Source organism: Citrobacter sp. ANG330 (assembly GCF_047467925.1).
Lineage (GTDB): Bacteria > Pseudomonadota > Gammaproteobacteria > Enterobacterales > Enterobacteriaceae > Citrobacter_A > Citrobacter_A amalonaticus_G.
The window spans coordinates 176,181-191,380 of record NZ_JASJUI010000001.1 but is presented as its reverse complement, the minus strand read 5'-3'; the positions used below and the strand labels follow the sequence as shown (position 1 = coordinate 191,380).

17 protein-coding genes are annotated in these 15,200 nt (G+C 54.6%); 11 read left to right on the top strand and 6 right to left on the bottom strand.

Annotated elements, in window-relative coordinates; all coding sequences use genetic code 11:
- Positions 1-44 precede the first annotated feature (44 nt).
- Positions 45-797, bottom strand: coding sequence for a fumarate/nitrate reduction transcriptional regulator Fnr (fnr, locus tag QNN88_RS00880; protein WP_003020397.1), 753 nt, complete (start codon positions 795-797; stop codon positions 45-47).
- Between the two features lie 194 nt (positions 798-991).
- A complete protein-coding gene (gene ogt / locus QNN88_RS00875; protein WP_414238572.1) occupies positions 992-1,507 on the bottom strand; it encodes a methylated-DNA--[protein]-cysteine S-methyltransferase in 516 nt (171 codons plus the stop codon).
- A gap of 424 nt (positions 1,508-1,931) precedes the next feature.
- On the opposite strand from ogt, the gene smrA reads away from it, so the two are divergent.
- Positions 1,932-2,495: a DNA endonuclease SmrA gene (gene smrA / locus QNN88_RS00870; RefSeq protein WP_414238571.1), complete on the top strand. Its 564-nt coding sequence runs from the start codon at positions 1,932-1,934 to the stop codon at positions 2,493-2,495.
- Here the strand turns inward: smrA and QNN88_RS00865 are convergent.
- Positions 2,492-3,298 carry an IclR family transcriptional regulator C-terminal domain-containing protein gene (locus QNN88_RS00865; RefSeq protein WP_414238570.1) on the bottom strand — a complete coding sequence of 269 codons (807 nt, stop codon included), beginning with the start codon at positions 3,296-3,298 and terminating at the stop codon, positions 2,492-2,494. The two genes, smrA and QNN88_RS00865, sit on opposite strands and share 4 nt — an antisense overlap.
- Before the next feature lie 170 nt (positions 3,299-3,468).
- Between QNN88_RS00865 and QNN88_RS00860 the strand changes: the two genes are divergently transcribed.
- Genes QNN88_RS00860 through pcaC form a run of 6 tightly spaced genes read left to right on the top strand, consistent with a single transcriptional unit; the run spans position 3,469 to position 8,532 of the window.
- Positions 3,469-4,158, top strand: a complete 690-nt coding sequence (locus QNN88_RS00860) for a 3-oxoacid CoA-transferase subunit A (RefSeq protein WP_414238569.1) — start codon at positions 3,469-3,471, stop codon at positions 4,156-4,158.
- Positions 4,159-4,168: 10 nt separating this feature from the next.
- Entirely contained in the window at positions 4,169-4,825 is a 657-nt protein-coding gene (locus tag QNN88_RS00855; RefSeq protein WP_414238568.1) for a 3-oxoacid CoA-transferase subunit B, read from the top strand.
- A 9-nt stretch (positions 4,826-4,834) separates the two neighbouring features.
- Entirely contained in the window at positions 4,835-6,037 is a 1,203-nt protein-coding gene (gene pcaF, locus QNN88_RS00850; RefSeq protein ID WP_414239330.1) for a 3-oxoadipyl-CoA thiolase, read from the top strand.
- A 9-nt stretch (positions 6,038-6,046) separates the two neighbouring features.
- Positions 6,047-7,411 (top strand): 3-carboxy-cis,cis-muconate cycloisomerase, encoded by a 1,365-nt coding sequence (locus QNN88_RS00845; RefSeq protein ID WP_414238567.1) that lies wholly within the window; start codon positions 6,047-6,049, stop codon positions 7,409-7,411.
- Positions 7,389-8,153: a 3-oxoadipate enol-lactonase gene (pcaD, locus tag QNN88_RS00840; RefSeq protein WP_414238566.1), complete on the top strand. Its 765-nt coding sequence runs from the start codon at positions 7,389-7,391 to the stop codon at positions 8,151-8,153. The genes QNN88_RS00845 and pcaD overlap by 23 nt, the downstream gene beginning before the upstream one ends.
- Complete coding sequence (pcaC, locus tag QNN88_RS00835; RefSeq protein ID WP_414238565.1) at positions 8,143-8,532, top strand: 4-carboxymuconolactone decarboxylase; 390 nt, start codon at positions 8,143-8,145, stop codon at positions 8,530-8,532. The genes pcaD and pcaC overlap by 11 nt, the downstream gene beginning before the upstream one ends.
- Positions 8,533-8,574: 42 nt before the next feature.
- Here pcaC and QNN88_RS00830 read toward each other — a convergent pair whose 3' ends face one another.
- Genes QNN88_RS00830 through QNN88_RS00820 form a run of 3 tightly spaced genes read right to left on the bottom strand, consistent with a single transcriptional unit; the run spans position 8,575 to position 10,689 of the window.
- Positions 8,575-9,807, bottom strand: a complete 1,233-nt coding sequence (locus QNN88_RS00830) for a GGDEF domain-containing protein (RefSeq protein WP_414238564.1) — start codon at positions 9,805-9,807, stop codon at positions 8,575-8,577.
- Between the two features lie 50 nt (positions 9,808-9,857).
- Positions 9,858-10,196 (bottom strand): EAL domain-containing protein, encoded by a 339-nt coding sequence (locus tag QNN88_RS00825; RefSeq protein ID WP_414238563.1) that lies wholly within the window; start codon positions 10,194-10,196, stop codon positions 9,858-9,860.
- Positions 10,168-10,689: an MHYT domain-containing protein gene (locus QNN88_RS00820; protein ID WP_414238562.1), complete on the bottom strand. Its 522-nt coding sequence runs from the start codon at positions 10,687-10,689 to the stop codon at positions 10,168-10,170. Before QNN88_RS00820 ends, QNN88_RS00825 begins: the two co-directional genes overlap by 29 nt.
- Positions 10,690-11,122: 433 nt before the next feature.
- Here QNN88_RS00820 and QNN88_RS00815 point away from each other — a divergent pair, with 433 nt between their 5' ends.
- From QNN88_RS00815 to dbpA, 4 genes are all read left to right on the top strand, one after another.
- Entirely contained in the window at positions 11,123-12,256 is a 1,134-nt protein-coding gene (locus QNN88_RS00815) for a methyl-accepting chemotaxis protein (protein ID WP_414238561.1), read from the top strand.
- Positions 12,257-12,345: 89 nt separating this feature from the next.
- Positions 12,346-13,329 carry a zinc transporter ZntB gene (gene zntB / locus QNN88_RS00810; RefSeq protein ID WP_414238560.1) on the top strand — a complete coding sequence of 328 codons (984 nt, stop codon included), beginning with the start codon at positions 12,346-12,348 and terminating at the stop codon, positions 13,327-13,329.
- Between the two features lie 283 nt (positions 13,330-13,612).
- Complete coding sequence (locus QNN88_RS00805; protein WP_305764052.1) at positions 13,613-13,792, top strand: hypothetical protein; 180 nt, start codon at positions 13,613-13,615, stop codon at positions 13,790-13,792.
- 23 nt (positions 13,793-13,815) lie between these two features.
- Complete coding sequence (gene dbpA / locus QNN88_RS00800) at positions 13,816-15,189, top strand: ATP-dependent RNA helicase DbpA (protein WP_414238559.1); 1,374 nt, start codon at positions 13,816-13,818, stop codon at positions 15,187-15,189.
- Positions 15,190-15,200: the final 11 nt, after the last annotated feature.

Here is a 15,200-nt window from a genome sequence, read left to right as displayed (position 1 = left end):
ATTTAACGATTCGACAGAAGGGTTTCAGAAGGGATGCGGAAAGATTAAGCAACGTTGCGGGTGTGTCCGGCGAGTACCGCCAGCGCATCACTGTTTTCGATAGTGATGTATTTCCCTTTCACCGCCAACATCCCGCTTTTCTGGAAACGACCCAGCAGACGGCTGATCGTTTCAACGGTCAGACCCAGATAGTTACCGATATCGCCACGGGTCATGGTCAGACGGAATTCACGTGGAGAGAATCCACGCTGCGCAAAGCGACGAGACAGGTTATAGATAAATGCCGCCAGACGCTCTTCCGCGTTTTTCTTCGACAGCAACAGGATCATATCCTGGTCACCTTTGATCTCACCACTCATCAGGCGCATCATCTGCTGACGCAGATTTGGCATTTTGCCGGACAGATCATCAAGTGTCTCAAACGGGATTTCACAGACCATTGAGGTTTCAAGCGCCTGCGCAAAACTCGGATGATGACCGCTACCGATCGCGTCGAAACCGACCAGGTCGCCTGCGAGGTGAAAGCCGGTGATCTGCTCATCGCCTTGTTCAGTAATGGTATAGCTCTTGATCGTACCGGAACGAATGGCATAGAGCGATTTCAGCTCATCACCCGCTTTAAACAGCGTCTGGCCTTTCTGAATCGGCTTTTTACGCTCGATAATATTATCAAGCTGATCAAGCTCATGCTCGTTAAGTGTGAACGGGATGCAAAGCTGGCTGATACTGCAATCCTGGCAATGGATAGCACAACCGCCAGACTGAATGCGCCGTATAATTCGCTTTTCCGGGATCATAGGTCTGCTCAAGCCGTAATTGATATTTGTCAATTTTAACATCTTTTTGGTGAGCACGTAAGTCTGAGCTAACCCCAATAGCGGATAATTCCGACATGTGTCAGCAAAATATTTCTATCTCTTTGAAAATCCATGTTTTCCGTGGGGCATCTTTACGTAAAAGTGTGAGCAAGAAGGCACGAATTGCCTGGATACTACAGCAACAGGTAACCTTCATGGCGCAACAACCACTCTTTCCGCTGCACGCCACCGGCGTAACCGGTCATGGTGCCGTTGCGTCCGATGACGCGGTGGCAGGGCACCACAATGCTGATCGGATTCGAACCGTTTGCCGCGCCAACCGCGCGCGCTGCGCCTGGGCGCCCCAGTTGCTCAGCCAGTTGACCGTAGTGCATCACCTGACCACAGGGGATGGTCCGTAATGTCTGCCAGACTTCCCGCTGAAAAGGCGTGCCACCGGTGGCGGTCGGTAGCGCATCAATCGCGCTGAGGTTACCGGCAAAGTAGTCAGCAAGTTTATCACACAGGCCACCGGGATTTGTCGCGCTGATGCGAGAATAACCTTCGGCGCGGTAATGAATGTCGAGCAGTTGCACCATCCGTTCACTGTATTGTTCCCACTCAACGGCGCGCAGCCTGAACTGCTCGTCGCAAATAACCCACAGCGGACCCAGTGGGGTCATCATTTTCTCTTCCAGTAGTGTCAGCATCGGTTGCCTCGTTGGCATGCAGTCGGTGGGGCGTCAACGTATCATGGCCACTGCCAGCAGTGCTATACCCCTGATTTGGGATAAAAAAATAGAGCCTGTCGACATCCGCCAGACTCTACAGTACACACAGCAGCTTATCCTTCATCTATGCCCGTTATTTTTCCTGGTGGCGGGTAATGTCTTATAGCAAGAACCATTTAACTATGCCAGTCAACTGGAGTGATTGATTTCACGAAAATCTAAGTTAAATCAACCGGATTAAACATTACTACTGCACTGTTTTACTCTGAGTTAAACCAGCGCTAATCAGTACAGCAAATGTATATGACAAGTGGATGTTTACTGGAAGCATCTGTAAACCATTGTCGCTCTTCTGGAGGACGGCTAAGATAATAGCTGTCTTAAAAAAGCGGGAGGACACAGCATGAATCTTGACGACAAAGCGTTATTTCTTGACGCCATGGAGGATGTTCAGCCGCTGAAACGTTGCGCCGAGGTACACTGGCAGCCCGTGCGCAATGCGCGGACCCCGCAGCGTATTGATTTACTCCAGTTGGATAATTTTTTGACCACCGGCTTTCTGGAGATCGTCCCGCTGGTACAACCTTTAGAGTTTCGCCGTGAGGGGCTGCAACAGGGCGTACTCGATAAGCTGCGTACCGGAAAGTATAGCCAGCAGGCGAGCCTCAATCTGTTGCGTCAGCCGGTGGAAGCCTGCCGTCAACAGCTGTACAGCTTTCTGCTCCAGTCGTTACAGGATGGACTGCGCAATGTGCTGATTATTCACGGTAAAGGGCGAGACGATAACTCACATGCCAATATCGTGCGCAGCTATCTGGCTCGCTGGTTGACCGAATTCGATGACGTTCAGGCCTACTGCACCGCGTTGCCGCATCACGGCGGCAGCGGGGCGTGCTATGTGGCGTTGCGTAAATCCGCACAGGCGAAGCAGGAAAACTGGGAGCGTCACGCCAAGCGCAGCCGTTAGTGCAGTAACAGCGACAACTCCTGCGCGGCTTTTTGCAGTTCGGGCAACACCCGGCTGCGTAACTCCTCCGCCGTCACCTGTCCGGCATGTACGCCGACATTCAGCGCCGCCTGGACCTGGCCCTGGCTGTTCATCAGCGGTACGGCAATGGACCGCAACCCCATTTCCAGTTCCTGATCGTTTAACGCATAGCCCTGTTGTCGCACTTTCTTCAGTTCAGCGCGCAGGGCGGGGACGGAATCCACGGTCTGCGAGGTGTAGCGGATCATGGTGATGCGCCCGAGCATGTCGTTCAGCTTGTCCTCTGAAAGATGGCTGAGCAGCACGCGCCCCATGGAGGTGGACCACGCGGGCAGCCGACTGCCGATGTCGAGATCGATGGTCATAATGCGTGAGCTGGAGGCGCGGGCGATATACAAAATATCGTCACCGTCGAGGGTGGCGATGGAGCAGGACTCATTAAGCATTTCGCTCAGATGCTTCAGAACCGGCTGAGTGGCGCGTGCCAGCGGCGTAGAGGCCAGATAAGCATGGCCCAGCGCCAGGATCCGCGGGCGGAGTTCGAAATTTTTCCCATCCTCGGCATAGACAAAACCCAGTTTCCCCAGCGTATAAAGACAGCGTCTGACCGCCGCGCGCGGGATCCCGGTTTTCTGGCTAATCTGTGATATCGACAACACCCGCCGCTGCGGCGTAAAGGCCTGGATCACCTCCAGCCCGCGAGCCAGTGACGCCATATAGTTAGGGTCGCCCTTGAACGGATCGGCCTCATTGCTCAGTCGGTCATCAGGATGTTTTTCCACTTTTTTCCTCTCGTTGTTCGCCACAGATCACATTCTTTGTACAAACATAAACGATGTTCGATTATCGCACCATATTTCGATTATCGCCCTTGCCTGACTTCGTTAAGTGGGTCACATTTTGTGCGAACAACGCAAAAACGTGCGAAATACGCACTACAAGGAGCGAGCTGATGATTGATAAAAGTGTGCCTTCGCTGGAGGAGGCCGTCGCCGGGATCCCGGATGGTGCCACCATCATGATTGGGGGGTTTGGGACCGCCGGACAACCCACCACATTGATCGATGCGCTCATCGCGCAGGGCGCTCGCGACCTTACCATCATCAATAACAATGCAGGTAATGGTGAAGTCGGTCTGGCGGCGCTGTTGAAGGCCAGACGCGTACGCAAAATGATCTGCTCTTTTCCGCGTCAGGTGGACTCACAGATTTTTGACGCACTGTATCGCCGTGGCGAAGTTGAGCTGGAACTGGTGCCACAGGGTAATCTGGCGGCGCGGATTCAGGCCGCCGGGGCGGGACTGGGAGCTATTTATACACCCACGGGCTACGGCACGCCGCTGGCTGAAGACAAAGAAACCCGTCACATCGAGGGGAAAGACTACGTGCTCGAATACCCGATCAAAGCCGATTTTGCCCTGATCAAGGCCCATCAGGCCGATCGCTGGGGGAATCTGGTGTACCGCAAAGCGGCACGTAACTTTGGCCCGATCATGGCGACCGCCGCACACACCACCGTAGTGGAGGTGAATCAGATTGTCCCTCTCGGCGAGCTTGATCCCGAGCATGTCATCACGCCGGGGATTTTTGTCCAGCGTGTATTTTCTCTGGAAAACCTCACCCACGCTGCGCTGCGCGCATAAGGAGTCAACGATGAAGAAATTATCCCGTGACGACATGGCCAGACGCGTGGCGCAAGATATTCCGGAAGGGGCATACGTCAATCTGGGGATTGGCCTGCCGACCCGTATCGCCAACTACCTGCCGGCGGAAAAAGAGATTTTCCTGCACAGTGAAAATGGCCTGCTTGGGATGGGGCCAAAACCCGCTGAAGGGGAAGAAGACCCGGAGTTGATTAATGCCGGGAAAGAGTATGTCACGCTGCTGCAGGGCGGTTGCTATTTCCACCACGGCGACTCCTTCGCCATGATGCGCGGCGGTCATCTGGATATCTGCGTGCTGGGGGCGTATCAGGTTTCTGCGACCGGCGACCTCGCCAACTGGAGCACCGGCGCGCCGGACGCCATTCCCGCCGTGGGCGGCGCAATGGATCTGGCGATCGGCGCGCGTCAGGTGTTTGTGATGATGGACCATCTGACCCGCGACGGTGAATGCAAACTGGTTGAACACTGCACTTATCCATTGACCGGGATGGGCTGTGTCAGCCGCATCTATACCGATCTTGCGGTCATCGATATCACCGACAAGGGGCCGGTGGTGCGGGAAATTTTTAACGGTCTGTCTTTTGAAGAGCTGCAACGTCTGACGCCAGTGACGCTGAGCTGTGAACCACTGGCGCGAAGCGCATAAGGAACTATGATGAATCAGGCATTTATCTGCGATGCAGTGCGCACGCCATTTGGCCGTTTTGGCGGAACGCTGGCGAGCGTCAGGGCTGATGATCTGGCCGCCATGCCGCTAAAGGCACTGCTTGAGCGTAATCCGGGGCTCAATCCGGCGTTGATCGACGACGTGATTTACGGCTGTGCAAATCAGGCAGGCGAAGATAATCGCAACGTGGCTCGAATGGCGCTGCTGCTGGCAGGGCTGCCGGAAAGTGTTCCGGGCAGTACGGTAAACCGTCTGTGTGGTTCCAGCCTCGATGCCATTGGCATTGCCGCGAGAGCGATCAAAAGTGGCGAAACGCAACTGATGATCGCCGGTGGCGTAGAGAGCATGTCGCGTGCGCCGTTCGTGATGGGCAAAGCGGAAAATGCTTTCAGCCGTAATATGAAAATCGAAGACACCACGATTGGCTGGCGCTTTATCAACGCACAAATGAAAGCCCGCTATGGTGTGGATTCCATGCCTGAAACAGCGGAAAACGTGGCGCAGGAGTTTGGCATTTCACGTGCCGATCAGGATGCGTTTGCCCTGCGTAGCCAGCTACGTACCGCTGCCGCTCAGGAGCAGGGGGTTTTCGCACACGAGTTGATCCCTGTGACGGTGTCACAAAAAAAGGGTGAGCCGTTGATTTTCGGCACGGACGAGCATCCGCGCGCGACCTCACCGGAGGCGCTCGCCAGGCTGAAAGGCGTGGTTCGCGCTGACGGTACGGTTACGGCGGGCAATGCGTCTGGCGTTAACGACGGTGCCTGTGCGCTGCTCATCGCCAGCGAGCAGGCGATGGCGCAGCAGAGTCTGCAACCGCTGGCACGCATTGTCGGTGTGGCAACGGCTGGCGTCGCCCCGCGCATTATGGGGTTTGGCCCGGCTCCGGCGGTTCGAAAAGTGCTGGCACAGACAGGATTAACGCTTGGCCAGATGGATGTTATCGAGCTTAACGAAGCGTTTGCCGCGCAGGCGCTGGCGGTGATGCGGGATTTGGGGCTACCCGATGATGCCGGGCAGGTGAATCCCAACGGCGGCGCGATTGCGTTGGGCCACCCGCTGGGAGCATCCGGCGGTCGCCTGGCAATGACCGCCGCTTACCAGTTACAGCGTACCGGCGGGCGCTATGCGCTTTGTACCATGTGCATTGGCGTTGGTCAGGGGATCGCATTGATTATTGAACGTGTGTAAGGAGCAGGAATGACCTTGCTAACTCCGTTGATGCGCGGAACGGCGCTCACGGCAGAGTTTTCAGACTTATCGCTTCTCCAGGGGATGCTCGATTTTGAGGCTGCGCTTGCCCGTGCGCAGGCGGCCTGTGGCGTGATACCGGCAACGGCTGTGGAGCCCATTGCGGCGGCCTGTCACGCACAGGCGTATGACTGGCAAGCGCTGGCGGAAGCGGCGCGGCCGGCAGGCAATCTGGCTATTCCGCTGGTGAAGCACTTAACCGCACGGGTGAAGCTTGTCGATCCTGACGCGGCGCGTTACGTGCACTGGGGAGCAACCAGTCAGGATGTGATCGATACCGGACTGGTACTGCAGTTGCGTGCGGCGCTCAATCACACCCAACGCATGTTGGGCGAGTTGACAGAAGCCTTTGCTCTGCAGGCTAATCGCCATCAGCATACTGTCATGCCCGGGCGTACCTGGATGCAACAGGCACTGCCGGTGACCTGGGGTTTAAAACTGGCGAGCACGCTTGATGCGCTGCTGCGCTGGCAGGAACGTCTGCAACAGTTGTTGCCGCGCGTGCTGACGCTACAGTTTGGCGGCGCGGCGGGAACGCTGGCATCGCTCGGAGAGAATGCTTTGCCGGTAGCAGAGCGGCTCGCGCAGGAACTGGCGCTGGCGCTGCCGGATACCCCATGGCATACCCAGCGCGATCGCCTGCTGGAAGTCGGCGCATGGTATGCGGGTGTCGGCGGCACGCTCGGCAAGTTTGCGCAGGACTTCGCGCTGCTGATGCAAACCGAAGTGGCGGAAGTCAGCGAGCCCATCATGACGGGGCGGGGTGGATCGTCAGCCATGCCGCATAAACGAAATCCGGTGAGCTGTGCGGCGATCCTGACAGCCATGCAGCGAACGCCAGGACTAATGTCCACCCTCTATAGCAGCCAGTTACAACAACATGAACGCGCGCTCGGTGGCTGGCAGGCCGAATGGGAAGTCCTGCCGGAGATCGTTATGCTGGTTGGGCATGCCATGGAGGAAACTCAACACCTGGTCATGAATATGCAGGTCTTCCCGCAAAAAATGCGTGATAACCTGGATATCACTCACGGGCTGATGATGGCGGAAGCGGTCACGCTGGCACTGGCGGCGTTTATCGGTAAACAGGATGCTCATCATCTGATCGAAGGATTGTGCCATCGCGCGGCGGAAAACGGTCTATCCCTGCATTCGGTACTCGTTGAGGAGCCGCAGGTGATGGCCCATCTTACAGAATCTGAGTTGGCGACGTTACTGGACCCTGCGACGGCAACGGGTTGTGCGGCGCAATTTGTGCAACGTGTGCTTACCCGTTTTAAGGAACAACAGCATGGAACTGAATTACCAGATTGATGGCCCACAAGACGCGCCGGTGGTGGTGTTATCCAATTCTCTGGGTACCACGCTTGCCATGTGGGCGCCGCAGCTTGCGGCGCTGAGTGCGCACTATCGGGTGCTGCGTTATGACACCCACGGACATGGCGCTACGGCCAAATCGGGGCCAACCAGTCTTGCCCGGTTAGGACAGGACGTGATTGATTTGCTCGATCACCTGGATATTCCGTCCGCGCATTTTTGCGGGATCTCAATGGGGGGACTCACCGGACTCTGGCTGGCCTGTCATCAGCCGCAGCGACTGCTGAGCGTCACGGTGATAAACAGCGCGGCGCGCATCGGTGATGAGGCGGGCTGGCAGGCTCGTGCGCAAAGCGTTCGTCAGAACGGCCTGCATGACATTGCCATCAGTGCGCCTGAACGCTGGTTCAGCCCGGCCTTTTGCCAGTCTGCACCACAAACTGTTGCCGCATTGTGTCAACAGCTCGCGGACTCGTCAGCGGAAGGATACGCCGCCTGCTGTGATGCGCTGGCAACGGCGGATTTGCGTGAACAGATTAGCGCTATTACGCGCCCGGCGCTGCTGATCGCCGGAGAATATGACCCCGTTACCACCGTGGCCGATGCGCAATTCATGCAGCAGCGTATTGCCGGCTCGGTGCTGACCGTGGTGAAGGCGTCACATTTATCCACTATTGAAGCGCCCGTTCCAGTGAACGCTGCGTTGTTATCGTTTTTGGGAGGGCAACATGCAGGATGAAGAACGCTACCAGCAGGGAATGGTCGTACGCAGGGAGGTTCTCGGCGATGCGCATGTTGACAGAACCGTGCAAAATCTGACGCCGCTGAATGAAGAGTTTCAGAACTTTATTACCCGTTATGCCTGGGGCGATATCTGGAGCCGCCCCGGTCTGGATCGGCATACGCGCAGTATGATAACCATCGCCATGTTGATTGCCCTCAATCGTGAAGCAGAGCTGAAAATGCATCTCAATGCGGCCTTTAACAACGGTGTGACGCGGGAAGAACTGAAAGAGCTGATCATGCATTCAGCACTTTACTGCGGGTTGCCCGCCGCCAATGCGACGCTGCATCTGGCGCAACAGGTTTTTGACCAGCGCGACGCCGCCGGAAAGTGAACCCGCCCCGACGGCAGTACGTGTCGTCGGGGATGCTGTTTTTCAGGCGGCCAGAACCCGGTTTCTGCCATCGTTCTTGGCGCGATAGAGTGCGGCATCCACCCGCTTAAACAACTCATCGGTACTTTCGTTCGGCTCGTGCTGGGCCACGCCGATGCTGACGGTAAAGCGCGGCAGACCGGGAAGGCTAATTTTCGCCACCGATGCACGGAGAGATTCGGCCAACGACAACGCCGTTTCCAGCGGTGTGCGCGGCAACAGCAGAACAAACTCCTCGCCGCCCCAGCGGAATACTAAATCCTCTTTGCGTGCGCAAGACTTCAGGGTTCGCGCCAGGGCGCAGAGAACCTCATCGCCTTTGAGGTGACCATACAGATCATTAATGCTTTTAAACCGGTCGGTATCAATAAGCAGCAGGCTGTAATCCTGGGTCAGAGGCAGGTGATGCGCCTGACCCTGTTCAGTCAACTTATAGAACTGGCGACGGTTGAGCAAACCAGTCAGCGCATCATGCAGGGCGGCGTGCTCCAGTTCCTGCTCAAGGCGTCTCTGCTCAGTGATGTCGTGAATGATGCACAGCATCAGTCTGTCACCGTAGATTTCAATCGGTCCGGCGTAGGTTTGCACATGACGGGTGGTGCCATCGGCGATTTTATGCACAAAATTTAATGGTTTATGCCCGCCCGGAAGGCGCGCAATCTCATGCATAACCGGCAAAACCTGCCGGCCTAATATATTAATTTCCCATGTATGCTTTTGACACATCGCTTCCAGGCTGTAACCGTAAAAATTGAGCGCCGCCAGGTTGGCATCGACAATCAGACCCTCTCTCGCCGGGTCTATCAGCAGCATAGGGGCGGAGTTTGTGAGAAAAAATCGGGCGTAAAATCCCTGTTTTTTACGCTGATAGGCTGCAGAGCGGCTGGCTTTCAACCCCTGGACTGCCGGGATGTCAATGCCTTCGAAAATAATCACATCCCCCCAACCCGGAAGATCCTTTATCGACAATCTGCAGGTGAGCGCGGCCTGATTATCTTCGCGTGGCACCGTCAGTATTTCGACAATATCCTGATGGTTTCGGAGATCGGTAATATATTGCGGCAAGGTATTCTGCGCATGGGTGGAATACACTCCCTTACGCAATTGGCTGAAGGTGTATCCCCGCATCACTTCTCTGGCGATACGATTGGCAAAAAGCAATTCTTCGCTACAGGGAGAGACAATCCAGACCGGCAGTGTTAATAAATTCAGTGCATCGAGGTTGTGTGAAGTCATCCGTATTCCTGTTATTTTTATTAATTATTAGCGACAGTGTGAAAAAGTACTTACCGTGAGACAGAGCGCTGTTGTGGTGAACAGGAAACGGCGCTTAGCTGTTTAATGAGACTATCTCTTTGTAATAGCGCAGGTATTTGCTGTGCGGGCAGAGGTTGCGCATATAAAAACCCTTGCAGTACGCCGCATCCCATTTGCGTCAGGAGCCGCTCCTGTTCTGGCGTTTCGATTCCTTCTGCGACAACACGTAAATACCACAGCTCGAATTCATTACGCGCCAGCGCCTGGGACTGCCCCTGTAATAAGGCTGGCGCGGTAGTGAAAATGGCTTCCATTTCCGGTTGATAGATGGCCCAGCCATCATGACCCTGTTGCTTCACATGATACATGGCAACGTCCGCCTTCACGCGTAACCAGTGTGATACCCGCGACATAAACGGCGAGTTCAACCTGGCTGAGGCCTGCGGGGAGTGGGGGGTTATGATGGCTGAACGTGGCGGCGCCCATACCAGTGTAGTGCATGGCAGAGATCGCCAGGGCGACCATCAGTGATGCTGCCAACCGATTGAGCAAGGTCTGGCGCATATTCCGGTGCTGTGAAAAAGCCAGTCGCAGACCGATGCCGGAGGCCAAAACGGCAATGATAACGGACAGCGCAACCAACCCCTGATTCCAGACAATGGCACCATGCCCAATAATCGCGGCCATACCGACATAATGCATGATAACCATACCCATGCTTAGTACAGCCGTTGCGGCGAACAGCCGGGTTCGCGAGAGTGAGTTGCCGGAGGTGCTCATGTGAATCGCCAGCGATGCGGCGAACAGGGCGATGAGAAAGGAGATGCCGATTAATCCCGGATCCCATGATACGTGCACCATCTGGCATTCCATCGAGAATCTGTCGTGCAGTTAAATTTAGCAGGGATTCATTCATTCGCATGAGAAAAAAAGGGCAGCTCCACAATTTTTCTCTGACGCATTAGCGTGCTAAAACGAAATGTGACAAAAGCGCAAAGAGACTGATTTAAACATCATGGAATCTTATCATTTAAGTCCGGTTAAATGCTTATCGAAGTAAATGTCGCATCGCTTAACTGTTAAGCAGAAGAATTACATCGGCATGGAGAGAAATGTGACCTCATTCCATGATGAACCGACAGCAAAAGGCAAACGCAATTATGATTATCCTGCTCTAAGCTAAATTTAATAAATCTCAACGTGAAATGCGAATAAAGAGCGAAACGAGAAGAATATATGCTTCCCTGATGCTATATAAATATGACCTGCCATATTACTCTCTAACAGGTTTAAAATGTTAAAACACATTAGCGTCAGAACCTTTATTGTCGTATTTCTGCTATTTATCTTTAGCCTGATTAACCTCGTGCAAATAATGTACTCGCTTAAATTGTCGGTAATTCTATCTATAGACGTCATTTTTTTGGTGGCGTTATGCGCATTATGGTGCTACATGACAATATATCTTGTCACGCCTATCAATACCGTCAAGAAAAGTATTGAGTTGGTGACCGCGGGGAATCTCGCTGTTCATATTCCTGAATTTGGCAATAACTGCGCCGGGAGACTCATACCGGGCATCAATAGTTTATCCGGCAGTATCGCGACGCTGGTGCGGGAGATCAGACATTCTTCAAAAACAGCACTGTCGTTGTCAGAGCAACTGGCCGCCCGTAGTGCTGAATTATCCGTTAAAACCGAACAGCAGTCCGCCTCATTAATCCAGACAGCCGCCAGTATGGAACAGATGGCCGCCAGCACTCGCAACAATGCCGACCACACACGACTTGCCAGCCAACAGGCTAATAGTGCGATGCAATGTGCCTGCAAAGGCAGCGAATTAATGGTTCAGGTCGCCAGCAATATGCATTCGATTACGTCATGTACACAGCAAATGACAGAAATTATCACCCTGATAGACGATATTGCTTTCCAGACCAATATTCTGGCCCTGAATGCCGCAGTAGAAGCGGCGCGAGCGGGCGAGCAGGGAAAAGGATTTTCCGTCGTGGCCACGGAGGTTCGACATCTGGCGCACCGAAGTGCAGAAGCCGCAAAAAATATCCGTGGCCTGATCGATGTTACGCATCAAAATGTGCAGCAAGGCGCAATGGTTGTCGGCGAAACAGAAAAGAATATGCAGGAAATTGTTCAGGACGCAGGGCAGTTAAGTCAGTTGATGTGTGAAATATCGGCCTCCACGGCCGAACAAGAAAAAGGAATAAGTCAGATAACCCAGGCGATGAGCGAACTGGAAAAGGTGACGCAAAGTAACGCCCTGATGGTGGATGAATTATCGGGTTCGTCGGATGTGTTGAGATCACAGGTTGTCGATCTCCAGTCAAAAACACATCAGTTCCGTTTAAGTGATGCCGCCGAGGAGATTTCTCTTTCAGCACCTCAGTACTCTGTACGGGGAGTTTCATGAAGCCTGGCCGTACATTGGGTGAATGAGTAGTTGCTTAACATACGTCGATGGCTAGACTAACCAGAAAAGCGCGAGGTATGGGAGGCGAAATGGAAGCCATTAAGGGATCTGAAGTCAGTGTGCCGGATGCGGTATTTGCCTGGCTGCTGGACGGCAAAGGTGGTGTGAAACCGCAGGAAGATGACGATGTGATCAGCCGTGAACATCCATGCTGGCTGCATCTGAATTACACGCATCCGGACAGCGCACAATGGCTGGCCACTACGCCGTTATTGCCCAACAATGTTCGGGATGCGCTGGCGGGCGAAAGCCTTCGTCCACGCGTCAGTCGGCTGGGGGAAGGGACGCTCATTACGTTGCGCTGTATTAATGGCAGCACCGATGAGCGCCCGGACCAACTGGTGGCGATGCGTCTTTATATGGATGAACGCCTGATCGTCTCCACGCGACAGCGTAAAGTCCTGGCACTCGACGATGTCGTCAGCGATCTCCAGGAAGGCACAGGGCCTGGCGATTGCGGCGGTTGGCTGGTTGACGTATGCGATGCGCTGACCGACCACGCCAGCGAGTTCATCGAACAGCTTCACGATAAAATCATCGATCTCGAAGACAATCTGCTCGATCAACAAATCCCGCCACGGGGATTTCTCGCATTATTGCGAAAACAACTGATTGTGATGCGCCGCTATATGGCGCCGCAGCGCGATGTCTACTCGCGGTTAGCCAGCGAACGTTTACCGTGGATGACGGACGATCAGCGACGCCGGATGCAGGACATCGCTGACCGACTGGGAAGAGGGCTCGATGAAATTGATGCCTGTATTGCCCGTACTGGCGTCATGGCGGATGAGATTGCGCAGGTGATGCAGGAGTCGCTGGCAAGGCGGACCTATACCATGTCATTAATGGCGATGGTTTTCCTTCCCAGCACGTTTCTGACTGGCCTGTTCGGCGTCAATCTTGGCGGCATACCCGGCGGTGGGTGGCAATTTGGCTTTTCACTCTTTTGTATTCTGTTAGTGGTTCTGATTGGTGGTGTTACTTTATGGTTGCATCGTAGTAAATGGTTGTAAAAACGAGTGTTTTAAGAGATTTCTCTGCCTAAAACGGCTTTAAGATTGAGCGAAGTCAATAAAAGTGGTGCCTGTTCGGGGCAATATCACTCTTGCAGGTGAATGCAACGTCAAGCGATGGGCGTTGCGCTCCATATTGTCTTACTTCCTTTTTTGAATTACTGCATAGCACAATTGATTCGTACGACGCCGACTTAAATAAGTCGGCTTTTTTTTGCCTGTACGTTTTCAGCGACTACCCTGAAAGGGAGCCAATGAAATCCCGGAGGCAAAAATGTTCCATCTGCTAACCCACCGCCAACAAGACATTCATTTCTCGGATCCCGTTCCTACCGATCCCGTTCCTGTACCCGATCCGATCCCTCGTCCACAGCCGATGCCTGACCCGCCGCCCGACGAAGTACCGATTAAGTTGTCGCATCACAGCCGCAGATCTGCGAGGATACGCGCCTGCCGACTGTGAGTCGTTTACCGTGAGATTAAATTGTGACTGCTTTTTCTACCCTGAATGTTCTTCCCGCCGCCCAGCTCGCTAATTTGAACGAGTTGGGCTATTTGTCCATGACGCCCGTGCAGGCGGCGGCGCTGCCGGCGATTCTGGCAGGGCAGGATGTCCGGGTGCAGGCAAAAACCGGCAGCGGGAAGACGGCGGCATTTGGGCTTGGGCTGCTACAGCATATTGATGTCACGCTGTTTCAGACGCAGTCTCTGGTTCTCTGCCCGACGCGCGAGCTGGCTGACCAGGTCGCCGGGGAGTTACGTCGTCTGGCGCGTTTCTTGCCCAATACCAAAATTTTGACGCTGTGCGGCGGGCAACCCTTCGGCGCGCAGCGTGACTCTTTACAGCACGCGCCGCATATCATTGTGGCGACGCCTGGCCGTTTGCTGGACCACCTGCAAAAAGGCACCGTTTCGCTGGATGCACTGACCACCCTGGTAATGGATGAAGCGGACCGGATGCTGGATATGGGATTCAGTGAGGCGATCGACGAAGTGATTCGCTTCGCGCCCGAGTCGCGTCAGACGCTGTTGTTTTCCGCCACCTGGCCGGAGGCGATCGCCGCAATCAGTGGTCGGGTACAGCGCAACCCGATCTCCATTGAAATTGATTCTGTGGACGCGCTTCCCGCTATTGAACAGCAGTTCTTCGAGGTTCCCACGCACGGCAAAATCCCACTGTTGCAAAAGCTGCTCAGCCAGCATCTGCCTGCATCCTGCGTGGTGTTCTGCAACACTAAAAAAGATTGTCAGGCCGTGTGCGATGCGCTGAACGCGGCGGGACAAAGCGCACTGGCGCTGCATGGCGATCTGGAACAGCGCGATCGCGATCAGACACTGGTGCGTTTTGCCAACGGCAGTGCGCGAGTGCTGGTGGCGACTGACGTTGCGGCGCGTGGACTCGATATCAAATCTCTGGAGCTGGTGGTGAATTTCGAACTGGCCTGGGATCCGGAGGTTCACGTTCACCGTATCGGACGCACTGCGCGTGCCGGCAACAGCGGTCTGGCGATTAGCTTTTGCGCACCGGAAGAGGCGCAGCGGGCAAATATTCTTTCCGAAATGCTTCAGCTCCGGCTTAACTGGCAACCCGCCCCGACAAACGTCGCGATTGCACCTTTGAGTGCTGAGATGGCGACGCTGTGTATCGATGGCGGCAAGAAAGCCAAAATGCGTCCGGGTGATGTGTTGGGGGCGTTAACCGGGGATATGGGGCTTCAGGGGGCGGATATCGGCAAAATTACCGTTCATCCGGCGCACGTGTATGTGGCGGTCCGTCAGTCGGTAGCAAACAAGGCGTGGAAACAGCTCCAGAGCGGTAAGATTAAAGGCAAAAGCTGCCGGGTTCGCCTGCTGAAATAAATCGGTCAACC